Raw genomic sequence first — 25,865 nt, forward strand, 5'->3', positions numbered from 1 at the left:
TGCCTGTCGTCGCCGACAACGCGGTGCGCCACCCGGGCGTGTCAGCCCTGCACGGGGCGCACGTGCACGACGTCCCCCGCCGCGACGGCCTGCTCCCCCGCGTCGCTTCGCACCACGAGCCGGCCGTCCTCGTCGAGCCGGATCGCACGACCTTCGAGGATCCGATCCCCCGGCAGCGACACACGGACCTCCCGGCCGATCGTGGAGCAGCGCGCGGATGCCGCCGCGTGCAGCCCGCTGGCCACCGCGTCGCCCGTCTCGGCGAGACCTGCGATCATGCCGTCCAGCCCGATGAGGTAATCCGACAGCAGACGATCGGCATCGGCCACCACCCCGAGCACGGCGAAAGACGTCGCGGTCGGGACGGGGAGCTCGGATGCCGTCATCGCGGTGTTCACGCCGGTGCCGACGATCACCGCGTCGGCGGCCGCCTCGGCGAGGATGCCGCAGATCTTCCGTCCGCCCACGAGCACGTCGTTGGGCCACTTGACGGAGACGTCTGCACCGGGAAGCTGCGGGGCCACGGCATCCGCCATCGCCACCCCGGCGGCCAGGGGGATCCAGCCCCGGGCGCGCGGATCGACCGGAAGCCGACGCAGGAGCACCGAGATCGCGAGCGAGGCGCCGGACGGCGCCGTCCAGGTCCTGTCGAGGCGTCCCCTCCCCGCCGTCTGCGTGTCCGTCAGCAGCACGGAGAGGTGCGGCCAGGCCTCGGCATCCGCGGCGAACGCGCGCAACGCGGCATTGGTCGACCCCACCTCGGGCAGCTCCTCGACGCGGGATGCGATCTCCCGAGCACGGCTCAGCTCCACGATCAGTCCTCCTCGTCGTCGACCTCGTCGTCGTCATCGTCCTCGTCTGGGCGGACCGCGCCCACCTCACGAGCGCGCCATTCGTCCCATTCCGTCAGGAGACGCTCGATCGCGGCGTGGAACTTGGCCGTGGCGACGCCCTGAGCGGTGTCTCCGAAGTAGTGCTGCACCCACATGCGGAGACGTGCCGTGGCCGCCTCGTCGGCACGCACGCGCTCGACTTCGGCGAGGATGTCCCCGGCGCTCCCGGCCGTGAGCCACTCGCAGTCCGAGAGGTAGCCGCTCGTGTCGACATCCGCCCGCTCATCAACGGGGCGCGTGACCATGAGGGGCTTGCCGACCGCCAGTCGGTCGTACACCATGGCGGAGATGTCGACCACGGCGACGTCGGCTGCCGCGAGCTGCCAGCCGAGCTCCGGGCCGTCGTCGTACACGTGCTGCGCGGCGGGATCGGCGGTGTTGGCTGCGGCGATGGCGGCCAGGATCCTCCTGTGCGCGGCCCCGTACTCGGGATCGACCACCCCGCTGCGCGGGTGAGGCCGGTAGAGGAGCCGATGCGCGGGTGACGCCAGCACCGCTGCGGCCAGCGCCTCCCCGTGGGTCGCGATGGATCCGTAGTACGCGCTCGGACGGTCGCCCTCCCACGTCGGGGCGTACAGAACGACGGTGCGCTCGTCGGGCTCGTACGGCAGAGCGCCCGAGTAGTGATCGGCCTGCGGACGGCCGATCTCGATCGTGCGGGCGTCGATGTCGTAGTCCCAGAGCGTGCGCGCGAGACGATCGCGTGCGGCCTGACCGGCCACCAGCGCGTAGTCGTAGGCCTTGTACTGGTTCGTGGTCATGTACATCTTGTCGGACTCGCCGTGGTTGATGAACACGTGCCAGCGACGGCCGTATCGGAACATCTGGAAGTTGCGCGTGTTCTGGTTCACGTACAGCACGATGCGGATGTCCTGCGTCGCGATGAACCGCTCGAGATCGCGCACGGTCGGCACGAACGCCACGGGAGGGGCGTCCTCGTCGAGCAGCTTGTCCGCTCCCGTCGCCGATCGGGAGAGCACGACGACGGGCCACGTCTTCGCGAGTTCCGCCAACGGCCGGTACCACTGGCGCATCTGGTACATGTTCACCGCGCCGTCGGCGAAGTACACGGCGACCTTGTAGTGCTCAGGCGGGTGCGGCTCACGATCGACCAGGCGGCGACGCACCCGCTGCACGGCGGTGCGCGAGATCAGCGCCCGCTTCAGCAGACGGTAGGCCTTCTTCGCATCGGACGCTGCACCCATCACTCCAGGATACCGAGTGGCGTCGAAGCGCCCGGACGAGAGAGGGGCGCCGCACGGCGATGAGGAATCAGGGAACGTTCGCGCAGCCCGTGCCATGATCGTGGTGTGCCAGACGAAGACATCTCCACGCCCGAGATCGGGGTGTCGTTCGTCATGCCCGTCCTGAACGAGCAGGCCTACCTCGAGCACGCGGTGCGCTCCGTCCTCGCCCAGGCGCTCTCCGTACCCGCCGAGCTCGTCCTGGCGCTCGGCCCCTCGAGCGATGGCACCACCGACCTCGCGCAGCGCCTCGCCGCGACCGACGACCGCATCCGTCTGGTCGACAACCCCCAGGCGCACATCCCCGTGGGACTCAACGCCGCAATCCGCGCGAGCCGCTACGCCACCATCATCCGCGTCGACGCGCACTCCGAGCTCTCACCCGGCTACGCGGCACGGGCCCTCGCCACCCTGGAGCGCACCGGAGCGGCGAACGTCGGCGGGGTCATGCACGCCGACGGCCGCACCCCCTTCCAGCGCGCCGTCGCCCGCCTGTACAACTCCCCCGTCGGCCTCGGCGGCGGCGCGTACCACGGCGGCACCCAGGAGGGAGAGGCCGAGTCCGCGTACCTGGGCGTCATGCGCCGCGAGGTGCTCGACGAGGTCGGGCTCTTCGACGAGACGATCCGCCGCGGTGAGGACTGGGAGCTCAACCTCCGCATCCGACGCGCGGGACACCGCGTCTGGTTCGACCCCGCGCTGTCGGTCACGTACTGGCCGAGGGAGAGCTGGATCCGTCTTGCACGCCAGTTCCGCGCCACCGGCGCCTGGCGCGGCGAGCTCGTCCGCCGATTCGGCCGTCGCAACGGCATCCGCTTCTTCGCCCCGCCCGCACTCGTCGTGCTCGTGGCCGCGGCGCTCGTGCTCGGGGTCCTGCAGCTCGCCCGGGTGATCGGCGGCCCGACCTCGATCGTGCTGTCGATCCTGCTGTATCTGCCGCTGATCGCCTACGTGCTGCTCGTGCTCGCGGTGGCCGCCCTGCCCGGCGGCGGAGGACCGCGTCAGCGACTGTGGACGGCGATCGTCATGCCCACCATGCACCTCTCCTGGGGGCTCGGATTCCTGGGCGGCGTGCTGCGCGGAGCGCGCGACACGGTGGACGCGTCCCGACTGGGCACGCGCAACACCCCGCTCCCCTGAACGGCAGGCGACTCGGGGCGGTCGTCAGCGCGTGACGAATCCCTGGTCGAGGATGCGCGCGACCACACGCTCGGCAGCGTGCCCGTCGTCCCTCGCGTTGAACTGGGCGCGCCACGCGGTGTACTTCTCGGCGTAGCGTTCCGTGGCATCGTCGTCGGCGAGCGCGGCGACCAGTTCGTCCTGCGTGCGCACCAGCGGACCGGGTGCTCGCTCCGCGAGGTCGAAGTAGAAGCCGCGCAGCTGCCCGCGGTAGTGGTCCAGGTCAGGCACCAGGAAGTACATCGGCTTGCCGGTGACGCTGAAGTCGAACATCACGGAGGAGTAGTCCGTGATGAGCGCGTCGGCAGCGAGCAGCAGCTGGGCCGTCTCGGGATACCCCGTCACGTCGATCACCCGCGCGCCCGCCCGGTCGCGCCCCGTGTCGATCGTGCGCGAGTGCCCGCGCACCAGCACGACCGAATCGGTCTGTTGCGCGAGGTGCTCGGCATCCACGAAGTCCACCATCTCGGCGCGATCGTCGCGCCACGTCGGCGCGTACAGCAGCACACGCTCGCCGCCGCGGATGCCGAGGGCGGTGCGGATCGCGGCGGCGTCCCCGGTCACGAGCGCGTCGTTGCGCGGGTACCCTTCCACCCAGATCGGCCGTCCGAAGAACGCGTAGGCCTTGCGGAGGATGCGCTCGGAGTAGGTGTTCTGCGCCAGCAGCACGTCCCACCGGCGCGACTCCTTGACGACCGCGGCCATGCGGCGAGGATCGAACCCGGGCCGGTGCAACGCCAGACGCTTGAGGGGTGTGCCGTGCCAGGTCTGCAGGACCTTCTGCCCCTCCTTGCGCGCGAACCGCCGGCGCAGCCAGTCGTTCACCACGAGCAGACGCGCCGCCGCCCGGGCACGCCACCACTCCGGGCTGCCCTCGACCACCGCGATCGCGCCCTCAGGGACCGCGACGGACAGGTCGACGACACTCCAGTACCGCGTGACGCCGGGCGCCTGGATCGACAGCGCGCGGTCGATGGCGCGCGGGTTGCAGCCCACGCTGCGGCCGTAGAAGCTCTCGAAGAACACCGCGTTCTCGGTGCCGCCGGTCTGCGCCACGTATCGCCCCTCGAGCGTCGACTGACCCTCCACGGTGTCGTACACGGGGTCGATCGGCGCCGCGATCCGGGCTCTGCCGTCCGCGACCGCGATGCGGACGCCGGTGAGGACGTGGGCGTCGACGACGACGTCGTCCAGGGATGCCTCGGGGATGCGGATCTCGTAGGAGCCGGCGGGGAGCGGAAGCTCGGGACCGCCCCAGCGCGCGGCGCGCAGCGGGAAGGTGGCCTTCCACGTCTTGCCGCCGCCGGTGATCCGGCCCTCCACCCGCGCCCGCGGACCGATCAGGTCCGCCGTGGCGGGACGCTGTCCGGTCCCCGCGATGATCAGCGTCTCTGCCGCCTCATCGATCCGGGCCGTTGTCATGCTGCTCCCTTCGGCGCGGGGATGCCCCGCGCTCGGATCGTGTCGTACACGCGACGGGTGTTCCGACCGTCGCGGAACGCGTGCATCTCCGCGCTGAGCGTAGCGGACCGCTCCGACCTCGACGCGAACAGCGCCGTGTCGTCGAGCAGGGCGGAGAGCTGTGCGACGACGTCGCCCCAGTCGCGTGCGGCGTCGTCGCCCGCGACATCCTCGAACCGCCCGTAGAACCCGCGGGTGCGCGCGTACTCCTCCGCGTCAGGCGCGAGGTAGACCACCGGCATGCCGAGCAGGCCCACGTCGTAGGCCAGCGAGGAGTAGTCCGTCACGAGCACGTCGACCGCGGGCAGCACGGGCGTCACGTCGGCGAGGAGCGCGGAGCCGAGCATCCGCACCCGACGGGTCGGCAGCGGTGGCACGTAGCCGCCCTCCCCCAGAGGGTGCGAGCGGATCAGCAGCACGGCGTCGCGCTCCTCGAGCATGCGCACGATGCGCACCCATTCCGGCGCGCTGGGGATGGCGGGATCGGCTGCGCCGTCGCGCCATGTCGGTGCGTACAGCACGATGAGCGCACCGTCCGGGAGACCGTCGAGCGTCTGCCGAAGGAGGGCGGATGCCGCGGCGCGGCGCTCGGACGGATCCCCCGTCGACAACACGTCGACGCGGGGCTCGCCGGTCACGACGACGCGGTCGTCGCCGAGGCCGAAGGCGGATTCGAGCCGTCCTCGCGAACGGTGGGAGGCGGCGGGAAGCACGCGGATGCGCTGCGCGGCACCGCGGTAGAGGATGCCCACGAGGCGACGCAGCAGCGCGGCACCGGGAACCGCAGGCACCTGCGTCGTCGCGGGTGAGTCGAGGCCGATGCGCTTGAGCGGGATGCCGTGCCACAGCTGCACCACGAAGGCGCCGGCGATCGCGTAGCGGTTCACGTCTCCCAGACCGTGGGTCACGATCACCACGCCGGCGCGTGCAGTGGCCCACCACCCGCGGAGACCGCCCTTCGGGACGGTCCGGATGCCGAGGGCGGCCGCGTCGCGGTCCTCACGCTCCGACGAGGTGAGCCAGACGGTGTCGTGGCCCTGCGCCGACGCCAGGCGCTGCAGCGCGAGAGCGCCGTCTCCGACGCCGGCGCCGCACCCGAACACCCAGCGGTCCCCGCGCGGAAGGAGTGCGGTCCCGAGGCGCCCGATGACGTACAGAGGGATCCGGAGCAGCTTGGCCGCATTGCCGGAGCCGAAAGAGAAGGACGCCACCCCGCGAGCCTATCGCGCGGGGTGGCGCCCTTCTCTGAACCGCCTTCTCGGGTCGGTCGGCCTGTCGTCAGCCGGCGAGTTCGCCGAGCGTCACGTCGACCTCGTACTCCTTGCCGCCGCGGATGTACGTGACCTTGGCGTCGCTCCCGGCCGCCGCGGCCCGCACCTGAGCGGTGAGGTCGTTCGCACTCGTGATCGGCACGCCGTTGAACTTCGTGACGATGTCGTCGGCCTTCAGCCCGGCACCCGCTGCGGCTCCGCCGCCGGTCACCTCGGCGATGTAGGCGCCGGAGACCGAGGCGTTCTCGACGCTCGCGGCGTCGCGCACCGAGGCGCCCAACAGGCCGTGCGTCGCTGCGCCGTCGGCGATGATCTCCTCGGATACGCGCTTGGCGATGTCCGAGGGGATCGCGAATCCGATGCCGATCGAGCCGGACTCCTCGGAGCTGCCCGCCCCGGCGATCGCGACGTTGATGCCGATCAGCTCGCCCTTGCTGTTGACGAGGGCACCGCCGGAGTTGCCGTGGTTGATGGCCGCATCGGTCTGGATGACGGCGATCGAGATGCTGTCGGAGCTCTGCTGCTGACCGTTGCCGGGGAGATCGAACTGGAACGGGCCCTGGCTGTCGTTCTCGTCCGGCGACTGCTGATCCTGCGGCGCGTCCTCGGTGGACGAGTCGGGCAGGGCCGACGACTGGATCTGGATGCTGCGGTTCAGCGCGCTGACGATGCCGGTGGTGACCGAGTTCGAGAGCCCCAGCGGCGCACCGAGCGCCACCGCGGTGTCGCCGACGTTGAGCTTGGACGAGTCGGCGAAGTCGATCGGCGTGAGCCCCGAGGCATCCGTCAGCTTGATCACGGCGAGGTCGTAGATCGGGTCGGTGCCGACCACGGTGGCGGAGAAGATCCGCCCGTCCGAGGTGGTGACGCGGATGGTCGGGTCGGCGACCGCTCCCCCGAGCGTCACGACGTGCGTGTTGGTGAGCACGTAGCCGTCGTCGCTGATGATGACACCGGAGCCGCTCCCCGCCTGGTCGGAGCCGGCGACCTCGATCGTGACGACCGAGGGCAGGGCGGCGGTCGCGACCGCGGTGGTCTCGTTGACGGAGCCGGGGTTGTTGACCGTGACAGTCTCGGGCCCCTGGGCGACGCCCGTGGAGTTCTGGTTCGAGATGCCGGTGAGGATGGCCCCGCCGCCGAAGCCTGCGACGCCGCCCACGAGGGCCGCCGCGACGACGATGGCTGCGAACTTCACGCCGGCGCGCGGCTTCTCCTTGGCCTTGACGGGGGCGCCGAGCGGCTGACCCGGAAGGGTCGCGGTGTGGATGCCGAAGGAGGCGCCGGGCGCGGACGCGGTGGAAGCGCCCGGTGCGCCCTGCGGACCAGAACCTGCAACGCCGGGGACGACGAAGGGATGCTGGGGGGCGGTCGGCGCGTGCGGGCCGGCCTGCGGCAGCTGCGCTGCCGGGGCCTCGAACGCGGGAGCGCCACTGGCCGGGCTGTCCGTCGATGCGGGAGCCGCGGAGACCGGTGACTGCGGGGTCTGAGCGGTCGGTGCCGGGGCCTTCGCTGCCGGCGTCGACGTGAACGTCGAAGGCACCTCGTGCCCCTGACCGGGCGCGGCGCCGGCCTCAGCGGCGGCGGAGGTCGTCGAACGGTCGACGGTCTCTGCGGCCTCGGTGGACGGCACGGCGTCGTTCGACGCGGGTGCCGAGTGGTCCTGGGTGCTGTCTTCGTTCATGGTGTGTGCTCCTTCAACAACGCCCTCTCAGAGTGCGCCCCGTATCTGTGCGTTTCGTATGTCGAGGATGAGTTTCGGCTATGGCCTTAGCCTGTTCTTCATGAGTGTCATCCCCGGCGCATGGCGGCGCACGGCAGCGGGAGCCGGACTCCTCGCCCCTGACGGGACCGTCGCGCCCACCATCTTCGCAGAGATGTCCGCTGCGGCGGCCCGAACCGGCGCGATCAATCTCGGCCAGGGGTTCCCGGACGAGGACGGCCCCGCCGAGGTCCTGGAGGCGGCCCGATCCGCGATCGCGCACGGCGTGAACCAGTACCCTCCCGGCCGCGGCATCCCCGACCTTCTGGCGGCGATCAGCGAGCATCAGCAGCGGTTCTACGGCCTCGAGGTCGACCCCGGCAGCGAGATCGTCGTGACCGCCGGCGCGACCGAGGCCCTGACGGCGACGTTGCTGGCGCTGATCGACGGACCGGACGACGAGGTCGTCGTGTTCGAGCCGTACTACGACTCCTATGCCGCGGCCGTGGCTCTCGCGGGCGCCCGCCTTCGCACGGTTCCGCTGCGCGCGCCGGACTTCCAGCCCGATCTGGATGCTCTCGCGGACGCCGTCACCGACCGCACGCGGATCATCCTCGTGAACGATCCGCACAACCCGACGGGGACGGTGTTCGATCGTTCCGTGCTCGAGGAGGTCGTGCGTCTCGCCGAGCGTCATGACGCGATCATCGTGACCGACGAGGTGTACGAGCATCTGTCGTTCCACGCGCCGCACACGCCGATCGTGACCCTGCCCGGTGCCGCCTCCCGCACACTCACGATCTCCTCCGCCGGCAAGACGTTCTCGACGACGGGGTGGAAGATCGGCTGGGTGCACGGTCCCGCCGAGCTCATCACGGCGGTGCTCACGGTGAAGCAGTATCTGACCTACGTGAACGGATCGCCGTTCCAGCCTGCGGTCGCGGTCGGACTGCGACTGGGTGACGACTACTTCGCCGGGGCCTCTGCCGCGCTGGCGCACAAGCACGAGATCCTCGGGGACGGACTACGGGCGGCCGGGTTCTCGGTCTTCGCGCCGCAGGGCGGCTACTTCACGGTCGCCGACGCGACAGCGCTCGGAGGGACGGATGCCGCGGACTTCTGCCGGGCGCTCCCGGAGCGCGCCGGCGTCGTGGCGATCCCGCTCACGGCGTTCGTCTCGACGGGGAACCGCGCGGAGTACGCGGGGCTCGTGCGATTCGCGGCGTGCAAGCGGGTCGAGGTGCTCGAGGAGGCCGCCGCCCGTCTCGCCGCGGGCTTCTGACCTCCGCGCCGCGCGCTCAGCGCGGAACGACCCGGTAGCGACGCACGCGGAGCGATGGGTTCGTGGCGCGCACGCGTTCGATCGTCGCCCTCTCGACGGCGCCCACGGCGATGCCTTCCGCGACGCCGACTCCCGCCAGGACGACCCCCTGCGGGTCGACGATCTGCGAGTGCCCGACGCCGATCGGCGTCGGGTGATCGGCGGCGATCACGTAGGCGGTGTTCTCGATGGCCCGTGCCGCGAGCAGCGTCGTCCAGTGATGCTCCTTGAGCGGGCCACGCACCCACTCGGCCGGCACGACGAGAGCGTCGGCTCCGGCATCCACGAGCGTGCGGGCGACCTCGGGGAAGCGCAGGTCGTAGCAGGTCATCAGCCCGAAGCGGATGCCGGCGACCTCGAACGTCGAGGCGTCGCCCAGCTCCCCCGCCTGGACCCAATCGGACTCGGTCTGACCGAACGCGTCGTACAGGTGCTGCTTGCGATACGTCGCGAGGATGCCGTCGCCGCGCACCGCGACGAGCGTATTGCGCACACGATCCGCATCCGACGCCTGCTCGGCGAGCCCCGCGACGATCACGAGGCCGTGCTCTGCGGCGAGCGCCGTCAGCGTCGTGACGAACTCGCCGTCGAGTGTCTCCGCGTTCGCCGGGAGGCTCTCGTCCATGGGGTCGACGAAGTAGCTGGAGTACTCGGGGAAGACGACGAGCCGCGCTCCCCTCGACGCGGCCTCGGCGGTGAGGACCGCGATGCGCTGGAGATTGTCCCTGCGCGATGACGTCGGCGCGAACTGGCAGACGGCGACGGCAACGGCAACCGCGGTCTCGGTGGGTGTCTCAGCGGAGGTCATCCCCTCATCCTCCCCCACGACACGCCCGTCGGGTCGCGCATCCCGGCCCCGATTCGCGCACCTCCGATAACCGTGATAAGTTATTCCTTGTGCCGCGGGGTGGAGCAGTTCGGTAGCTCGCCGGGCTCATAACCCGGAGGTCGCAGGTTCAAATCCTGTCCCCGCAACGAGAATGCGACACAAGAAAGGCCCCTGATCAGGAGAAATCCCGATCAGGGGCCTTTCGCTTCCCTGTTGCCAGACGATTTCCCGCCGGAGTGCTCGCGACGCCGGCCCGATAGGCTGCACCGATGTGGTGGTCTGAAGAGGAATGGTCGACGCTGCACGACCCGGAGCACTGCGGGATGTGCGCTGACGCCCACGTCGATGAGAACCCGCACAGCCTCCTGGTCGCGTCGACCGTAACGACGCATCTGCGGATGGCCCGCAATCAGGCGCACCGCGGATACTGCATCGTGATCCTCCGAGATCACCTGACCGATCTCGCTGAGCTGCGCCCCGACCAGCTGTCGTCCTTCTGGTCCGACGTCCAGCGCGCCGGACGAGCGATCGGTGCAACGTTCGATCCGAGGAAGATCGACTACCTGGTGATGGGCCATCGGATGCCACATCTTCACTGCCATCTGCTGCCCCAGCACGTCGGCGACGACCCCCTCCGCAACGTCGACATCTCGGATGGACCGGAGCTTCCGCCCCTGGCCGCGCTGCGCCGTGACGTCCGGTCGCTGCGAGCCCGGTGGAACGACCTGACATCAGACGAGCTACTCCCGCCGAGAACCTGAAGACGCTCTGACCTCCCTCGGGGATGACGCCCTAGCCTGCCCGCGCACGATGAATCTCGATCGCCCGGACGATCGGTTCGGTGAGGCCGGGCAGTGTGCTCATCGGCCGACCTTCGGCGAGGTGCGCGATCAGCGCCTGCTTCGCGGCTGCTCTTTCGACATCATCCGGCAATTCGAACGCGAGAACGTCGAAGTCCCGCTCGGCGAATCGCGGCACGGTCGCTCGCACACCTCCGAGACGAGGATCCTCGCTCTCGACGTGCAGATAGGAGCGCAGTTCCGGGTCGTGCCCGGTGCCGCCCACATGAACGATCGCACTACTGTCGACGTCGATCCAGACGTAGAGCCAGGATCCAACGGGGCGAACGCGACCATGTCGGACGGTGACGACTCTCGGGGAGCTGGGGAGCATCCGCCGATCCCACGGGTCAGTCGGCGTTCGGTGTCACCCCAGCCCTAACGCGCACCGAAGCTCACGGAGCGGACGCCCATCGCCGCGGCCTCCTCGCGCGCGAGATCGCGCTCGGCATCGAGATCGAGTCCGCGGGCCAGGATGACGTACGCGACCGCCGAGGCCACGAGTCCCACGAACAGCGCGATGTCGATGCCGCCCATAGCCGCTGCGATCGGACCCGTGAACCAGGTCGTCACGACGAACGGGATCATCGCCGCGATCCCGACGACGTAGGCCGTGATACCCCGCCAGCCCCACGCCCCGTAGATGCCGTGCGGGCGGAACATCTCCGCGACCGCGTACCGCCCGTGGCGCACGAGGTAGTAGTCGACGAGGTTGACCGAGGTCCAGGGCACCAGCACGTACAGCAGCACGACGAGGAAGCTGCCGAAGGAATCGAGGAACGCGCCCGTCGAGAACGCTGCTCCGAGCAGTCCCGCGACACCCACCAGCGCACAGGCGACGACGCGCGTCATCCGCGTCGGCCGCACGGGTCGGAACGAGTCCGCGACCGTGATGAGCTCGATGCTGGCGGCGTAGATGTTGATCGTGATGACCGTGATGAGCGCCGGCAGCGCCGACCACAGCAGCACCACGCCGAGCCCCGGGAGGATCGCGTCGGCGGCTGCCGCGATCGCCTCCACCGGGTCGGACTCGGTGAACAGCGAGGCGACGAACGCGCCGAGGATCATGAGCCAGCCGGCACCGACGATCACGCCGGACGCGGTGTGGAACAGTGCCTTCCGAGGGCTCGTCTGCGGCGGGAGGTAGCGCGAGTAGTCGGACACGTACGGCGCCCATCCGAGGGCGTAGGCCGCCGCGGCGGCGAACTGCACCAGGAACGCCGGCCAGTTCACCTCCCCCATCGAGAAGTCGATCGGAGCCAAGGGAAGTGCGAAGAGCGCGACGACGGTGAAGACCCCGAATGTCGCGAGGAACAGCCAGGTCAGCCACTTCTGCACCCGGTGGATCCAGTGATAGCCGACGATGGCGAGCGTCAGCGCGAGCGCCGTGATGAGCACGTACCATCCTGCCCCCGCGTCCACGCCGGTCGTCGTGGTGAGCACCTGACCGGCGAGCAGCTGGTTGAAGATGTTGAACCCGACGATGCTCGCGACGACGACCAGGCACACGATCGCGACGCCCCGGTAGCCGAACTGCGCGCGGGACTGGATCATCTGCGGGAGTCCGAGCTGAGGTCCCTGGGCGGAGTGGAAGGCGGTGAACACCGTGCCGACGCAGACGCCCAGCACGATCGCGAGGACCGACACCAGGAAGTTCGCCCCCATCGCGACGCCGACCATACCGGTCGCGAGAGTCGTGAGATTCGCGTTCGACATGAACCAGAGGGAGAACAGGCTGGACGGAGTGCCGGTGCGCTCGGTCAGCGGCACCCAGTCGATGGACTTGACCTCGATGCCGTTGGTCGCGGGGACAGCGACCGGGGTCTGCACGATCCCGGGTTCGGGGGCGCTGCTGCGGGGGTCGTTCATGAGTACGGTCCTCTCGGGTGAGGGTGGGGGATGTCGGGGCGGAACGCGCTCAGGACTCGTGCGGACGGTAGAGCTCGGGTCTCCGGTCGGCGAACAGGTCGTTGTGCGGTCCGAGGGCTTTGTCTGCGGAGAGCTTCAGGGATGCCGCGGCGACGCCGTCCCTCTCCTCCGCGACCACCCAGCCGGAGCCGTCGATCACGGCCGTGCCTCCCGTCCACTCGACGCCGCGCTCCGAGCCGCGGCGGTCGGCGATCACGGTGGGAAGCCGCGAGGAGCGCGCCGAGGCCATGGCCTGGATGGTCTCGGGAGCGCGCTCGCCATCGGGACGCGGCACGAGGGGCCAGTTCACGGGCAGCGCGAGGAGGTCGGCCCCGGCCAGCGCGAGCGCGCGCGGGACCTCCGGGAACTCGTTGTCGTAGCAGATCGCGACACCCAGACGTCCGACGGCGGTGTCGACGAGCATCCCGGCATCCGTCCCGGGTGTGAACACCCGCTTCTCCTCGGCCCACAGGTGCGACTTGCGGTAGACCGCGAGGATGCCGTCGGAGGAGAGGACCGCGGCGGAGTTGTAGAGGTCGTCGCCGTCGCTCTCGGCGAAGCCGACGACCGCGATCGTGCGGGAGCCCAGACGACGCCCGAGACCGGTCAGCCGTTGGTCGTCGCGCGTGAGCGCCAGCGCCTGGGCCTCCGCCCGATCCCGGAACACGTACCCGCTCGTGGCGAGCTCCGGCAGGACGACCAGTCGGGCGTGGTCGTCGCCGAAACCGTCGAGGGCCGCGGCGAGACGTCGGAGGTTGCCGTCGAGGTCGCCGACCTCGACGGCCGGGCTGACGGCGACCGCTTCGAGGGCACGCGCAGACGGATCGACCATGCAGCAACAGTAGGCCCGCGCACGGCATCGTCCCATCCCGCGGATCCTGTGGGTGCCATCGGATGAGCCGATGGCACCCACGCGTTCAGGCGAACAGCGTCTCGCCGACGAACCCGCCCTCACGGCATCCCGGCGGGATCGCGAACACCGCCGAGCCGATCGGGACCGTCCATTCGTTCAACAGGTCGAGCTCGTCGAGACGCTTCTGCATCGGCGTGAACTGCCGATCGATGTCGGCCTGGAACGATACGAAGATCAAGCCGGACTCCGACACCTCGCCCCCGACCGGACGTTCGTCGTAGTTGTAGGCACGCCGGAAGATGCGCTCCGCTCCGTCGCCTCGCGCCCGGCGGATGTGCGCGAACTGCGGGATGACCGGGAACCCGATCGTGGTCGTCGCCTCGAAGTCCGGTTCGTCGAACTCCTCGGTGCCGGTCAGGGGCGCGCCGTTCGCCAGGGTCCGCCCCACCGAGGCGTCGCGACCGCTGCGATCCAGCCGGTCCCACTTGTCGAGGTCCATCCGGATGCGACGCACGACCATGCCGGTCCCTCCCGCCAGCCAGCCGTCCTCGGCCCACACGACCCGATCGAAGTCCGCGGTCCCCGGTTCGGGGTTCGTCGTCCCGTCGACCTGGCCGAACAGGTTGCGCATCGTGGTGCCGGGGCGCTCCGTGCCGTACGCGCGACGGAACCCCTGCTGCGTCCACCGCAGATCCGTGAAGCCGCGGGCGTCCTTCAGCAGCATGCGCGTCGCGTGCGCGACCGTGAGCGGATCGTCGCCGGCGATCTGCAGCAGGAGGTCGCCGTCGGAGAACTCGGGTCGCAGCCGGTCGACGCGGAACGGAGGCAGCGGCGCGAGCCACGCGGGCGCCGCTCCACCGGCGCGCGCGACGAGTCCGGGGCCGAACCCGAACGTGACCGTGAGGTTCGCGGGAGACAGCGCCAGCTCGGGCTCGGAGTCCGCGAGCGCCGGACGCCCCTGCGTCAGCCGGGCGGCATCGTCCGTGAGGATGCGCAGCAGACGGATGAGGCCTTCGCGGTCGATGTCGGCGTGCAGATCGAAGGCGGCGAAAACACCGTGCGCCTGCGCGGCCGTGTCGATCCCGGCCTGATGCACTCCATGGAACGGCACGGTCCCCTCGCCGTTCATGGGGGCTGCGGGAGCAGGCGCGGTGTCCGGACGATTCAGGACGAGGTCGGCGCCGACCGCCGCGACCGCGCCGACGCCGGCGACAGCCCCTCCGAGGAGGAACTGCCGCCGGGTCGACCCGGCACGACGGATGCGGGCGCCCTCAGTGGGCGCGGGCATCAGTGATCCATGCCCTCGTGCCCGTCGCCCGACTCGTAGTTCTCGTTCGCCCCGGAGTAGTCCTTGACCGGCGCGGTGAACTCATAGGTCGAGTCGTCGGAGAAGGTGAGCGTGAACGTCGCCTCGTCGCCCGCGCGCAGCGGGCCTGCGAGATCCATGAGCATGATGTGGTTCGCACCGGGCTCGAGGGCGAGCGTCCCGCCGGCGGGGATCACGAAGCCCCCGTCGATCTCGCGCATGACCATCTCCCCCGACTCGTTCTCGACGGTCTCGTGGAGCTCGATCATGCTCGAGGCCTCGGACGCCACGGAGACGACCGTGACATCCGCGTCGCCGCTGTTGGAGAGTGTGCCGAACGCCGCCGACATGCCCTCCTCCGCCGACTTGACCCAGGCGTCGTCGATCGTGACGACCTCACCGGCGACGACCGGCTCGGACTCGCCCGGTGCGGACTCGGCCGCACATCCCGTCAGCGCGAGGAGGGAGACCGCGACGACGCCGAACAGGCGCGAGGCGAGCAGGGTGCGGGTGGTGGTACGGGTGTTCATGATGATGCCTTTCACAGATCATCGGCCGCCGCGCCGGACTCCGGCGAGGCGGCTGCCGTCCGGGGACGGCGGAGGAATCGATACAGGACGAAGACGGCTGCGGCGACTGCCGCTCCGCCTCCCGCGACGAGGAGGGTCCGGACGACCCCGCTCGTCTCTTGTGCGACCTGATCCGAGTTCGCGGCGTCGGGCGTCTCCCCTGCCGAGGACGGTGTTCCCGCGATCGTGAACGGCGTGGCGTCCCCGATCGTGAACGGGATGACCCCCGAGATCGGGTGTCCGTCCTCCGAGACGACCTGCCAGCGCACCTGGTAGCCCGCGACCGGCATGTCGGGACGCAGCTCGGCGGTGACCGTGCTGCCCGAGACCGTGACGCTGCCGGCGGACCAGTCGGCGCCGGACTCGTCGACCACCAGCACGACAGCGCCCGCGGCCGAGTCGTCGAGCACCAGCAGCTCGCCCGAGAACGTCATCGTGACGCTCGTGGGAGCCGCCGCCAACTGTTCTCCGTCACTCGGAGTGCTGGACACCAGCTGATCGTGGGCGGAGGCGGGGGCCGCGATCGCGAAGACCGCGATGGCCGCCACGATCACCCCCGCCGCACCTCTGCGGAAAGGAGACATGGGGAAAGTACCTCTCGACGGACGTCGACGCGCGACGTCGTGACTGCGTTCGGATGTCGAGCGCAGTGCGCGCGCGACGTCGGCGCCGTCATGACCAGGACAGTCGGCGGCGCGAAGGGATCAGATCGCAGAAGAGAGAGGCGGCGCGCGGCCGCGGAGCGTCGCGAGGAGCGCGGAGGCCGCGGACGGCACCAGGACCGGCACGACCCGGAGACTGCGGATGCGCGGGACGGAGGGGCGCGTGAGCGCGGCGTCGACGCGACGACGCACCCAGCGGACCGCCTGCGCGGCGAGGGCGCCCAGCGCCATCACGAGCCGCTCTCCGCGATGCAGGGCGGCGATCGTCACGAGTGCTGCGAGCAGATGCCCTGCCCACATCCCGCCGTCGGCGATGACCGCCTCGGAGACTCCGACGCCCGGAGGCAGAACCAGTGGTCCTCCGTGCACGTGCGGAGCCGAGACGCCCGACGGCGTGACCGTGCCGAGGACGAAGAGCACGTGGAACAGGAGTTGGCTCAGGCCGACCGACAGCGACAGCCGGATCAGCGACAGGCGTCGACCGGCGAGCAGCACGCACACCATGAGCGAGAGCACCCAGGGCACGACGACGCCGAGCGGGCCGGGCATGTCGCCGCCGCCGGTCATATGACCCGCCAGCGCGACGAAGATCGCGACCGAGGAAGCAGCGATGCCGCGGACGACGGCAGGCTTCCGGGTGGAGGTCACCGTCTCAGTCTGCCATGCGTCGTGCACCGACGCGGACGCGCCCGCATACGACGAGAGGACGCCCCCGAAGGGACGTCCTCTCGTGCGTGAGGCGCGGATCTACTCGCCGGAGCCCTCGAGTTCCAGCAGGATGTTCACGGCATCGGTGAGGCGCTTGTCCGCCTCGGCGAACGCCGTGAGGTCGCCCGACTTGAGTGCCGCGTCGCGATCGAGCAGCGCCTGCTGCGCGTCCGCCAGCGCGTCCGCCTGGGCATCGGTCGGGGTGGTCGGCTCCGTGGGCACCTCACCCGTGTCGGGATCGGGCGTCGGCTCCACCTGGTCGTCGCCGCCGGTCGCACCGGAGTCACCGCCGAACAGCGTGTCGAGCGCCGCGGTCAGGGTGTCCTCGAACGCGACCTTGTCGCCGAAGGCGACCAGCACCTTCTGCAGTCGCGGCAGCTTCGTGCCCTCGGACGACTGGACGTACACCGGCTGCACGTACAGCAGACCGCCGCCGACCGGGAGCGTCAGCAGGTTCCCGTACAGGACCTCCGACTCACCCTGCTGCAGCAGGTTGAGCTGCGGCACGACGGAGGTGTCGGAGTTGTAGGTGTTCTGCACCTGTCCGGGGCCGGGGACCGTGGTGTCCGTGTCGATCTCGAGCATCCGCAGCTGACCGTAGCCCTCCGCCTTCGTGCCCGCCTCCGATCCGGCGTCCGAATCGACCGCCAGGTATCCCATGAGCACGTCGCGGTTGCCACCGCTGCCCGAGGCGCTCGGGATGAACGTCGAGAACATCGAGAAGCGCGGGGAGTCCTGACCGGGCATCTGCATGGTCAGGTAGTACGGCGGCTGGAGCACCGCGTCGCTGCGCGGGTCGTTCGGCGTCTGCCACCGGTTGTCCTGCTGGGCGAAGGAGCCCGCGGTGTTGATGTGGTAGATCCCGAGGATGTCCCGCTGCACCTTGAACAGGTCGGTCGGGTACCGCACGTGGCTCATGAGATCGCCGGACATCTCGCTGACCGGCTTGAGCGTCGACGGGTAGATCTTCTGCCACGTCTGCAGCACGGGGTCCTCGTCGTCCCACGCATACAGTGTCACGCTGCCGTCGTAGGCGTCGACCGTGGCCTTGACCGAGTTGCGGATGTAGTTGATCTCGTCGATCGCGAGCGTCGGCGACGGGACGTTCGAGTCCGCGATCGCGTCGGACAGGCTCACGGTCGTCGAGTACGGGTAGGAGGAGCTCGTGGTGTAGCCGTCGATGATCCAGACGATCCGACCGTCGACCACGCTCGGGTAGGGGTCGCTGTCGAGCTCGAGGTACGGCGCGACCTTCTGCACGCGCGTCTTCGGGTCGCGGTCGTACAGGATCTGCGAGTCCGGGTTCACGAGGTTCGAGAACAGGATCTGCTCGGACTGGAACTTGAGGGCGTAGAGCAGCTTCGTGAACGTGTTGCCGATCTTCGGCCCGCCGTCGCCCTCGAACGTGGTCTTGGTCTCGCTCGAGCCGTCCTTGCCGCGCGGGTAGTCGATCTCGACCGGGTCGCTGCCCTCCGGGGCGCCGACGATCGAGTACTCCGGCGAGTTCTCGCCGAAGTAGACGCGGGGCTCGAAGTTCTCCTGGTCGGTGAGGAAGCCGGAGGACGGGATGCCGCGCTCCAGGAACACGGGCTCGCCGTCACTCGTGCGCTGGTTACCGGCGGCGGCGACCAGGCCGTAGCCGTGCGTGTACACCGCGGCGCGGTTGTTCCAGTTGGTGACGTCGACGCCGTTCATGTCGAGGTCGCGCACCGACACGACCGTGTCCTGCATCGCGCCGTCGATCTCGTAGCGGTCGACGTCCATGTTCTCCTGGAACTGGTAGTAGCCGCGGTACTGCTCGAGCTGGCGGACCGTCGGGCTGATGACGGCCGGGTCGACGATGCGGATGGATGCCGTGGTCTCGGCGTCGGCGCGGAGCTGGCCGGCCTCGGCGTCGGTCTCGGCCTCGAACGGCGTGGTCTCGAGGTCGGCGACCCCGTACGCCTCCTTGGTCCCGTCGATGTTCTTCTGGTAGTACTCCGCCTGGTACGCGTTCTGGTTCGGGCGGACCTGGAAGGTCGTGACCGCCCACGGGTATCCGACTCCCACCACGAGCGAGGCGATGATCAACAGGGCGGTCGCGGCGAGCGGGAAGCGCCAGCGGCCGATGACCGCCGTGACGAAGAAGAGGATGGCGACGATCGCGGCGATGATCGCGAGGATCGCGAGTCCGGGGATCGTGGCGTTCACGCCCGTGTAGGCCGGGCCGACGATGCGGTCGTCCGGGGAGACGAGCGTCTTGAAGCGGTCGAGCCAGAGGCTGGCGGCCTGCACGAGCAGGTAGAGACCGGCGATCACGGCGAGCTGGATGCGCGCGGGCTTCGAGATGCGCAGCTCGCCCTGGCCGATGCGCACCGAGCCGTACAGGTACGACACGAGCGCCGTGACGATCAGCGTGAGCAGCAGGACGGCGGAGACGAACGCGAGAAGGATCGAGTAGAACGGCATCGCGAACATGTAGAAGCCGGTGTCGATGCCGAACTGCGGGTCGACCGTGTCGGTCGCGACGCCGTTGAGCCACATCCAGACCGTTTTCCACTGGCTTGCGGCTGAGAAACCGGCGAAGAGCCCGAAGAAGATCGGCATGCCCCACATCGCGAGACGGCGAAGCGGCTCGATGACCTCCTGGTACCGATCCAGCTGCGAGCTCAGTCGCACGTAGACCGGGCGCAGGCGGTACGCGAGTTGGATCGCCACGAACAGCGGCACCGCCATGCCGAGGAATCCGACGACGAACATGATCACGGTCGCGATCCACTGCGTCGTGAGGACCCCGGCGAAGTCCAGCTGGTCGAACCAGAGGTACTCCGTGTAGAGCGAGGCGAAGACGAAGAAGGCAGCGATGAGCGCGGCGATGATCGCCAGCGAGATGCCGAAGATTCTTCGCGAGGTTCGAGGAGTGGCCGGGTTCGGTGCGGAAGTCGAGGTCACCCCTCCATCCTAGGCACGCCTCACTGTGCTCCGGCTGTCATCCCGGTCACGGGGAGGTCACGACGCATACGGCCTCCGAGTCACTGCGCGGAGGCGACCTCGCACGTCGGCAGCGCCGAGACGTCGCCGTCGTCTGCGATGACCTCGAGCGCCGCGAGGGACTCCTCCAGGGTCGATGTGCTCAGCACGGTCAGCCCGTCGGGGATGTGTCCCACGACCTCGTCGCAGTTCGACTGCGGGGCGAGGAAGTAGTCGGCCCCGGCATCGCGGGCCCCGTAGAGCTTCTGCCGGATGCCGCCGATCGGCCCGACCGTGCCCTCGGCGTCGATCGTGCCGGTGCCTGCGACGTTCTGTCCGCCGTTGAGCTCGCCAGGGGTCAGGGTGTCGATGATCCCGAGGGCGAACATCATGCCGGCGCTCGGACCCCCGACGTTGTCGAGCTGCAGCGTGACGTCGACCTCGAAGTCGTAGTCGGTGCGCAGCGTGACGCCGATCAACCAGGTGGTGACGTCGCCCTCGGTGTGCTTCTCGGGTGTGACCTCGACCGTGGTCTCCGCCCCGGCGCGGAGCACCGTGAGGGCCACCGGGTCTCCCCCGGCATCCTGGATCGCGTCGCGCAGCTGCGTGGCGGAGGTCACCGCGGTGCCGTCGACCGCCGTGATGACGTCCTCCGACTCGAGCGCGCCCTGCGCCGGAGCATCCTCGACGACGTCGACCACCGCGACCTGCGCCCCGGTGTCGTAGCCCAGCTCGTTCAGCGCCGCGGCCGTGGCCTCGTGCTGAGAGTCGACCATGAGCGTCGCGTTGCGCTCGTCGCGCTCCTCGCTCGTCTGCCCCGCGGGGAACACCGACTCGATCGGCACGACCGCGCGCGACGAGTCCGCCCAGGCCAGCGCGAGCTCGAACCAGCTGGGCGTGCGCTCGCGGTTTCCGACGACCTGGACGGTCGTGAGGTCGAGAGTGCCGCCGGTCTCGTAGGTCTCAGCGCCCTCGACCTTGATCAGCGGCACTTTCTCGCCGTCCGCTCCCGGGGCCGTGCCGAGAGTGTCGTAGACGGGTCCCGGTCGCTGGATCACGTAGGGCGTGGGAAGGAAGGTGAGCACCACGAGCGCGATCAACGCGACGACCAGCGCCCATACTCCCAGTCCGAGCTTCACAGACCGGGTTCGATCCACAGGTTCCTCCGTCGTTCGCGGGCGGCGTACAGCGATCTGCCCACGTTCGGGGACTCGCGGCCGTTCCTGTGACTAGCGTAGATGCCACGGCTTCAGACGTGCTGAGAGGCGATCGCGATGGCAGACAACGACCCGACACCCGAGGACTTCCAGGAGTTCCTCCGACGAATGATGGCCGGGCAGGGCGCCGGCGACATCGATCCCGAGGCCCTGCAGAACGCCTTCGCCGGCATGGACGGCCTCCAGCTCGATCCGGCGATGATGCAGACGATCATGTCTCAGCTGCAGGGCGCCTTCGGCGGCGATGCGTGGGAGAACGCGCTCCGTCAGGCTCTGCACATCGCGAACCGGGACGGGCTCGGGATCTCCGAGGGGGCGCGCACCTCGCTCGCGGACTCGTTCGCCCTCGCGAACCTCTGGCTGGGCGAGGCGACGACCATCTCCGAGCTCGGCGAAGCACCCAGGGCCATGACCCGCGGCGAGTGGGTCGAGGCGACGCTCCCGGTCTGGAAGGAGATCGCCGATCCTGTGTCGACGAGCATCGCGGACGCCCTCACCAGCGCGCTCGACACCCAGGTGCCCGAGGACATGCGCGGCATCGTGCAGGGAGCGGGCAAGCTCATGCGCGGTCTCGGCGGCTCGGTCTTCGCCGCGCAGTTCGGCCAGGTGCTCGGCAACCTCTCGCTCGAGGTGGTGTCGGGCGGAGACGTCGGCATCCCCGTGCTCCCCGCCGGCACCGCCGCGGTGATCCCGCAGAACCTCGCCGCGTTCGGCGAGGGGCTGGAGATCCCCGAGGACCAGATCGCACTGTATCTGTCGACGCGCGAGCTCGCCTACGCGCGTCTCTACCGGCACGCCAAGTGGCTGCACCTGCACGTCATGGCGCAGATCACCGACTTCGCTCGCGGGGTCACGGTCGACGTCGAAGCGCTCGAAGACGTCGCGAGCCGCCTGGACCCCTCGAACCCGGAGGAGCTGCGCGCGGCGATCGAGGGCGGGGCGCTCCTGCCCACGCAGAGCGAGACGCAGCGCGAAGCGCTGGCTCGACTCGAGAACCTCGTCGCGACGATCGACGGCTGGGTCGACGTGGTCACGGCGCAGGCCACGGCACGTCTGCCCGACGGCGCGAGGATCGCGGAGGCTGCGCGTCGCCGGCGCGCGGTGGGCGGCCCCGCCGAGGACGCGCTCGGTGCGCTCGTCGGCCTCAAACTGCGTCCGCGTCGCCTGCGGGAGGCGTCGGCGATGTGGCAGGCCGTGACGGATGCCGTCGGCGCCGCGGGGCGCGATGCGCTGTGGGACTACCCCGACCTCATGCCGACGTCGGAGGACATCGACGACCCGACCGCACTGGTCGCCCGGCTCCAGGCCACGGCGCGCGGCGAGCAGCCGGCGACGGACGAGTTCGACGAGGCGCTCGCGCGTCTGCTCGACGGCGACGACTTCTCCGGACAGGGCGACGAGGATGCCGGGGACGGCCCCGCGGACGACCACGGCGACGAGGGCGGAGCGCCCGAGGGCGATCGACCGGTATAGGTCAGGAGCTCTTCGGCGTCTCCTCCTCCACAGGCGCCGGATCCGCCGCAGTTGTCCACGGATCCGGCTTTCGTGGACCAGGTGGGGCCGCCGCATCCGCACAATCGAGGGATGCCGCCGCTCACGCCCAAGGTCCTCACCCGACTCGACCCCTCCGTCCCGCTGCTGTGGCGTGACGGCGAGACGCTGCAGATCGGGATCGAGGGCACGCTGCGGATCCCCGCCGCCGACCCCTGGGTGGAACGACTGCTCACCCGGATGGCCATCGGGTTCCGGCGGGCGTCGTTCGACGTGATCGCGCATGCGGCCGGGGCCCCTCGCACCCAGGCTCGAGCGTTGCTCGCACGACTCGAGCCGCTGCTGGTCGACGACCCGCCCACGCCGCGCGCCGCATGGGTCGAGAGCCTCGGCGTGCACGACGGCCGGTGCGCTCCGCGTCTGCGGGACGCTCTGATCGACGAGGGCGTCGCCACCGGCATCCGCTCGGACCCCGGGGACATCGGCGTCGTCCTCGTCGAGGGAGCCGCCGCCTCGATCGAGTTCGCGCGCTACCTGCGCGTGGACACCGCTCACCTACCGGTGTCGCTCGAGCGGGGGCGGATCACGATCGGTCCGCTGGTCGTCCCCGGCGAGTCACCCTGCCTCGCGTGCCGGGACGGCGCGGCCACGGACGACGACCCCGCGTGGCCGCGCATGCACGCCCAGCTCATCGGTCGCCCCTCCGGCCCGATCAGCGCCGCACGCATCGCCGGTGCAGCGACCGTCGTCGCGCAGATGCTCGCCGACGATCCTGCCGGCGGCTCGGTCGTCGTGATCAGCCGCGACGGACGCCGCGCCCGGCACCCGGTGCCGTTTCACGCAGGATGCCGGTGCCGCGCGCCGTGGTCCCGATCTCCGCGAGGAACCGCGACGGAGCCCGTTCCCCTCGTCCGGCCGACCGCGACCACGACAGCGAGAGGGTACGCGCGGCCCGCGTGACGCCGACGTAGGCGAGTCGTCGTTCCTCGTCGATCGCCTCGAACCCGGTGGCATAGGAGATCGGCAGGGCGCCCTCCGCCCATCCCGCCAGATGCACGTGCGGCCACTCGAGACCCTTCGCCGCGTGCAGGGTGGACAGCGTCACGGTGCGCATGGTCGGCTCGTGCTGATCCTTGGCGCGCGCCATGAGCGCATCGCTGAACGAGCGCAGCGTCTCCCCCGGCGCGGCCTCCTCGGCGAGCCGAAGGATGGCACGCCGAGCCTCCCAGCCGTCGCGCTGCGCGCCCCCCGCCGCCGGCGGCTCCTCGGTGAGACCGAGTTCGCGCAGCACACGCTGCACGCCGGGAAGGAACCCGTGCTCGGTCGGCGCAACCGCGGCGGCGCGCAGCGCGAGGATCGCCTGACGCACCTCCGGCATCGCGAAGAACCGGGTGCCGCCGAGCACCGAGGTCGCGATGCCCTGTGCGGCGAGCGCCTGCTGCAGCACGGCCGACTGCGCGTGCGCCCGGTAGAGCACGGCGACGTCGGCGGGCGAGGCGCCGGCCTCGATGCTCGCCGCGATCGACGACGCGATGCCCTCGGCCTCCTCGCGCTCGCTGTCATAGGCGGTGACCGTGGGGGTGTCGGCCGAGAACGTCTCGCGCGCCGGGACCAGCTCGAGCGCGCCGGGCCGACCGCGCATGAGGGCGTTCGCGGCGGTGAGGATCGGGGCCTGCGAGCGGTAGTTGGTCTCCAGCCGGACGATCGTCGCGTCGGGATGCCGTCGCTCGAACTCCAGCAGGAAACGCTGCTCGGCGCCGGCGAAGGAGTAGATGGTCTGGCTCGCGTCGCCGACCACGCAGATGTCGCGGCGGTCTCCGAGCCACAGCTCCAGCAGACGGTTCTGCAGCGGGGACACGTCCTGGAACTCGTCGACCGTGAAGTGGCGGTACTGCTCGTGCACGGAGGCGGCGACGCGGGGCTCGGCCTCCAGCATCCCCGCGCAGGCGAGCAGCACATCTTCGAAGTCCAGCTGGTGCCGCTCGTCCTTGAGCGCCTCATAGCGCTGCTGCAGTTCGGCGAGCTGCGCCGTGTCGACGCCGCTCACGCTCCGGCCGAGCGCCGCGTGCTGCTCGACCGACAGCATCGAGACCTTGCGCCACTCGATCTCGGACGCGATGTCCCGCAGGGTCGCGGTGCTCGGGCGCAGCCGCATCGCGTCGGCCGCCTGGCCCAGCATCCGCACCTTGTTGTCGATGATGGACGGCGCGGGCGATCCGGCGAGCGTCGGCCAGAAGAAGTTGAGCTGGGCGAGAGCCGCGGCGTGGAAGGTGCGGGCCGCGACGCCCTCGACGCCCAGCGCGCGGAGTCGACCGCGCAGCTCGCCCGCCGCCTTCGCGGTGAACGTCACCGCCATCACCCGCGAGGGGCTGTACGCGCCGGTGTCGACGCCGTGGGCGATGCGATGCGTGATGACCCGGGTCTTCCCCGTGCCCGCCCCGGCGAGCACCGCGACCGGACCGCGCAGCACGGATGCCGCCTCCCGCTGCCGTTCGTCGAGCGCGTCGAGTGCGCTCACGCGCCCTCCTCGAACCACGACACGATCAGCGCGCGGGCGATGGATGCCGCGCCGGGAAGACCGACCGGACCGTCGCCGGCGAGCGCGGTGCCGATCTCCTCACGGGTGAACCAGCGCACGTCGACGATCTCCTCGCCGTCGGGGCGCACCTCGTCCTCGTCCAGCGCGACCGCCCGGAACCCCAGCATGAGCGAGCGCGGGAACGGCCACGGCTGCGACGACATGTAGCGCAGTGAGGCGAGACGCACCCCCGACTCCTCGGCCAGCTCCCGGTGCACGGTCGCCTCGAGCGACTCCCCCGCCTCCGTGAAACCGGCGAAGCACGAGTACATGCGACCGCCCCAGTTGGCGTTCGCCCCGAGCAGCAGCCGCTCTCCGTCGGCGCTCTCGACCGCCACGATCACCGCGGGGTCGGTGCGCGGGAAGTGCTCCCGGCCGCACACCAGGCAGCGGCGGGACCACCCCGCCTGCAGCAGCTCGGTGCCGCCTCCGCACCGCGGGCAGAACGGCGCGTCTCGCAGCCAGCCGCCGAGCGCGAGGGCTTCGATCAGGATCTCGGCGTCCTCGCCGCCGAGGCGGCCGCCGAGGTCGCGGAGCCCGAGCCAGGTCTCGTCCGGCGCGGTGTCCACGCTGTCCACCTCGGGGGCGAGGGCGGCGAGGAGCACGGCGTCGCCGGCCGCGTCCCGGCCGAGCAGGGCCCAGGTCGCTTCTCCCACGTCGTCCGCCGAGACTCGCAGAAGTGCGGGAGCCTCGAGGTCGTCGCCGTCGATGCGCACGCGTCCGTCACGGACGGCGATCACCGTGGTCGCGGGCTCCGCGCGCAGACGATCGATCACTCCGACCTCGGTCCGCAGGTCTGCCGCACGGTCGAAAGGCGCGCGCATCGTGGTCATCGACTCCCTCTCTCACGGGCGTGGCGGAGGCGGGACGGCCCCCGCGCCCACCTAC

Annotated in this window: 21 protein-coding genes and 1 tRNA gene; 5 read left to right on the plus strand and 17 right to left on the minus strand. The window is 70.5% G+C overall.

From position 1 onward, the window contains the following. Positions 1–41 precede the first annotated feature (41 nt). Both AKH00_RS04050 and AKH00_RS04055 read right to left on the minus strand, forming a co-directional pair. Positions 42–812, minus strand: a complete 771-nt coding sequence (locus tag AKH00_RS04050; protein ID WP_082297384.1) for a biotin--[acetyl-CoA-carboxylase] ligase — start codon at positions 810–812, stop codon at positions 42–44. Between the two features lie 2 nt (positions 813–814). Next, on the minus strand, positions 815–2,098 hold the full coding sequence (locus tag AKH00_RS04055) for a CDP-glycerol glycerophosphotransferase family protein (protein WP_050721392.1): 1,284 nt from the start codon (positions 2,096–2,098) through the stop codon (positions 815–817). 153 nt (positions 2,099–2,251) lie between these two features. Here AKH00_RS04055 and AKH00_RS04060 point away from each other — a divergent pair, with 153 nt between their 5' ends. Continuing rightward, entirely contained in the window at positions 2,252–3,277 is a 1,026-nt protein-coding gene (locus AKH00_RS04060; RefSeq protein ID WP_050722036.1) for a glycosyltransferase, read from the plus strand. 24 nt (positions 3,278–3,301) lie between these two features. Here the strand turns inward: AKH00_RS04060 and AKH00_RS04065 are convergent, their stop codons facing one another. The 3 genes from AKH00_RS04065 to AKH00_RS04075 all read right to left on the minus strand — a co-directional run bounded on the left by AKH00_RS04065 (position 3,302) and on the right by AKH00_RS04075 (position 7,729). Further along, positions 3,302–4,738, minus strand: a complete 1,437-nt coding sequence (locus tag AKH00_RS04065) for a CDP-glycerol glycerophosphotransferase family protein (RefSeq protein ID WP_050721393.1) — start codon at positions 4,736–4,738, stop codon at positions 3,302–3,304. Then, positions 4,735–5,988 (minus strand): CDP-glycerol glycerophosphotransferase family protein, encoded by a 1,254-nt coding sequence (locus AKH00_RS04070; protein ID WP_050721394.1) that lies wholly within the window; start codon positions 5,986–5,988, stop codon positions 4,735–4,737. The genes AKH00_RS04065 and AKH00_RS04070 overlap by 4 nt, the downstream gene beginning before the upstream one ends. Positions 5,989–6,055: 67 nt before the next feature. Then, positions 6,056–7,729 (minus strand): S1C family serine protease, encoded by a 1,674-nt coding sequence (locus tag AKH00_RS04075; RefSeq protein ID WP_050721395.1) that lies wholly within the window; start codon positions 7,727–7,729, stop codon positions 6,056–6,058. Positions 7,730–7,829: 100 nt separating this feature from the next. Between AKH00_RS04075 and AKH00_RS04080 the strand changes: the two genes are divergently transcribed. Continuing rightward, entirely contained in the window at positions 7,830–9,029 is a 1,200-nt protein-coding gene (locus AKH00_RS04080; protein WP_050721396.1) for an aminotransferase class I/II-fold pyridoxal phosphate-dependent enzyme, read from the plus strand. Positions 9,030–9,045: 16 nt separating this feature from the next. On the opposite strand, the gene AKH00_RS04085 is transcribed toward AKH00_RS04080, so the two are convergent. Continuing rightward, entirely contained in the window at positions 9,046–9,876 is an 831-nt protein-coding gene (locus AKH00_RS04085) for a carbon-nitrogen hydrolase family protein (protein ID WP_050721397.1), read from the minus strand. Between the two features lie 93 nt (positions 9,877–9,969). Here AKH00_RS04085 and AKH00_RS04090 point away from each other — a divergent pair. Further along, a tRNA-Met gene (locus AKH00_RS04090) sits at positions 9,970–10,043 on the plus strand. A 123-nt stretch (positions 10,044–10,166) separates the two neighbouring features. Beyond that, positions 10,167–10,658: an HIT family protein gene (locus tag AKH00_RS04095; RefSeq protein ID WP_050721398.1), complete on the plus strand. Its 492-nt coding sequence runs from the start codon at positions 10,167–10,169 to the stop codon at positions 10,656–10,658. A 31-nt stretch (positions 10,659–10,689) separates the two neighbouring features. On the opposite strand, the gene AKH00_RS04100 is transcribed toward AKH00_RS04095, so the two are convergent. The 9 genes from AKH00_RS04100 to AKH00_RS04140 all read right to left on the minus strand — a co-directional run bounded on the left by AKH00_RS04100 (position 10,690) and on the right by AKH00_RS04140 (position 20,848). Beyond that, on the minus strand, positions 10,690–10,962 hold the full coding sequence (locus tag AKH00_RS04100; RefSeq protein ID WP_050721399.1) for a hypothetical protein: 273 nt from the start codon (positions 10,960–10,962) through the stop codon (positions 10,690–10,692). A 152-nt stretch (positions 10,963–11,114) separates the two neighbouring features. Continuing rightward, a complete protein-coding gene (locus AKH00_RS04105; RefSeq protein ID WP_082297385.1) occupies positions 11,115–12,605 on the minus strand; it encodes a purine-cytosine permease family protein in 1,491 nt (496 codons plus the stop codon). 49 nt (positions 12,606–12,654) lie between these two features. Beyond that, entirely contained in the window at positions 12,655–13,476 is an 822-nt protein-coding gene (locus tag AKH00_RS04110; RefSeq protein ID WP_050721400.1) for a nitrilase-related carbon-nitrogen hydrolase, read from the minus strand. A gap of 85 nt (positions 13,477–13,561) precedes the next feature. Then, positions 13,562–14,785, minus strand: a complete 1,224-nt coding sequence (locus tag AKH00_RS04115) for a Dyp-type peroxidase (RefSeq protein ID WP_050721401.1) — start codon at positions 14,783–14,785, stop codon at positions 13,562–13,564. Beyond that, positions 14,785–15,333: a copper chaperone PCu(A)C gene (locus AKH00_RS04120; protein WP_050722038.1), complete on the minus strand. Its 549-nt coding sequence runs from the start codon at positions 15,331–15,333 to the stop codon at positions 14,785–14,787. The genes AKH00_RS04115 and AKH00_RS04120 overlap by 1 nt, the downstream gene beginning before the upstream one ends. An 11-nt stretch (positions 15,334–15,344) precedes the next feature. Beyond that, positions 15,345–15,956 carry a copper resistance CopC family protein gene (locus AKH00_RS04125; RefSeq protein WP_235556685.1) on the minus strand — a complete coding sequence of 204 codons (612 nt, stop codon included), beginning with the start codon at positions 15,954–15,956 and terminating at the stop codon, positions 15,345–15,347. Between the two features lie 120 nt (positions 15,957–16,076). Next, positions 16,077–16,682: a hypothetical protein gene (locus AKH00_RS18095; RefSeq protein WP_050721402.1), complete on the minus strand. Its 606-nt coding sequence runs from the start codon at positions 16,680–16,682 to the stop codon at positions 16,077–16,079. 99 nt (positions 16,683–16,781) lie between these two features. Beyond that, positions 16,782–19,673 carry a UPF0182 family membrane protein gene (locus tag AKH00_RS04135; RefSeq protein ID WP_050721403.1) on the minus strand — a complete coding sequence of 964 codons (2,892 nt, stop codon included), beginning with the start codon at positions 19,671–19,673 and terminating at the stop codon, positions 16,782–16,784. 80 nt (positions 19,674–19,753) lie between these two features. Next, the gene (locus AKH00_RS04140) at positions 19,754–20,848 is read right to left on the minus strand and encodes a YlbL family protein (protein WP_082297386.1); all 1,095 of its coding nucleotides are present in this window, start codon (positions 20,846–20,848) and stop codon (positions 19,754–19,756) included. Positions 20,849–20,965: 117 nt separating this feature from the next. Here AKH00_RS04140 and AKH00_RS04145 point away from each other — a divergent pair, with 117 nt between their 5' ends. Further along, a complete protein-coding gene (locus AKH00_RS04145; protein WP_050721405.1) occupies positions 20,966–22,381 on the plus strand; it encodes a zinc-dependent metalloprotease in 1,416 nt (471 codons plus the stop codon). 814 nt (positions 22,382–23,195) lie between these two features. Here the strand turns inward: AKH00_RS04145 and AKH00_RS04150 are convergent. Next, positions 23,196–24,917 carry an ATP-dependent helicase gene (locus AKH00_RS04150; protein ID WP_050721406.1) on the minus strand — a complete coding sequence of 574 codons (1,722 nt, stop codon included), beginning with the start codon at positions 24,915–24,917 and terminating at the stop codon, positions 23,196–23,198. Next, on the minus strand, positions 24,914–25,810 hold the full coding sequence (nudC, locus tag AKH00_RS04155) for an NAD(+) diphosphatase (protein WP_050721407.1): 897 nt from the start codon (positions 25,808–25,810) through the stop codon (positions 24,914–24,916). Before nudC ends, AKH00_RS04150 begins: the two co-directional genes overlap by 4 nt. Positions 25,811–25,865 lie beyond the last annotated feature (55 nt).

The organism is Microbacterium sp. GCS4 (genome assembly GCF_001262495.1).
Lineage (GTDB): Bacteria > Actinomycetota > Actinomycetes > Actinomycetales > Microbacteriaceae > Microbacterium.

What these genes read in the sequence shown, in the direction of transcription:
- AKH00_RS04055 (WP_050721392.1), bottom strand. Translation starts at nt 2,098, where the DNA reads ATGGGTGCAGCGTCCGATGCGAAGAAGGCCTACCGTCTGCTGAAGCGG.
- AKH00_RS04105 (WP_082297385.1), bottom strand. Translation starts at nt 12,605, where the DNA reads ATGAACGACCCCCGCAGCAGCGCCCCCGAACCCGGGATCGTGCAGACC.
- AKH00_RS04120 (WP_050722038.1), bottom strand. Translation starts at nt 15,333, where the DNA reads ATGAACACCCGTACCACCACCCGCACCCTGCTCGCCTCGCGCCTGTTC.
- AKH00_RS04115 (WP_050721401.1), bottom strand. Translation starts at nt 14,785, where the DNA reads ATGCCCGCGCCCACTGAGGGCGCCCGCATCCGTCGTGCCGGGTCGACC.
- AKH00_RS04095 (WP_050721398.1), top strand. Translation starts at nt 10,167, where the DNA reads ATGTGGTGGTCTGAAGAGGAATGGTCGACGCTGCACGACCCGGAGCAC.
- AKH00_RS04065 (WP_050721393.1), bottom strand. Translation starts at nt 4,738, where the DNA reads ATGACAACGGCCCGGATCGATGAGGCGGCAGAGACGCTGATCATCGCG.
- AKH00_RS04145 (WP_050721405.1), top strand. Translation starts at nt 20,966, where the DNA reads ATGGCAGACAACGACCCGACACCCGAGGACTTCCAGGAGTTCCTCCGA.
- AKH00_RS04125 (WP_235556685.1), bottom strand. Translation starts at nt 15,956, where the DNA reads ATGTCTCCTTTCCGCAGAGGTGCGGCGGGGGTGATCGTGGCGGCCATC.
- AKH00_RS04085 (WP_050721397.1), bottom strand. Translation starts at nt 9,876, where the DNA reads ATGACCTCCGCTGAGACACCCACCGAGACCGCGGTTGCCGTTGCCGTC.
- AKH00_RS04060 (WP_050722036.1), top strand. Translation starts at nt 2,252, where the DNA reads ATGCCCGTCCTGAACGAGCAGGCCTACCTCGAGCACGCGGTGCGCTCC.
- AKH00_RS04110 (WP_050721400.1), bottom strand. Translation starts at nt 13,476, where the DNA reads ATGGTCGATCCGTCTGCGCGTGCCCTCGAAGCGGTCGCCGTCAGCCCG.
- AKH00_RS04075 (WP_050721395.1), bottom strand. Translation starts at nt 7,729, where the DNA reads ATGAACGAAGACAGCACCCAGGACCACTCGGCACCCGCGTCGAACGAC.
- nudC (WP_050721407.1), bottom strand. Translation starts at nt 25,810, where the DNA reads ATGACCACGATGCGCGCGCCTTTCGACCGTGCGGCAGACCTGCGGACC.
- AKH00_RS04080 (WP_050721396.1), top strand. Translation starts at nt 7,830, where the DNA reads ATGAGTGTCATCCCCGGCGCATGGCGGCGCACGGCAGCGGGAGCCGGA.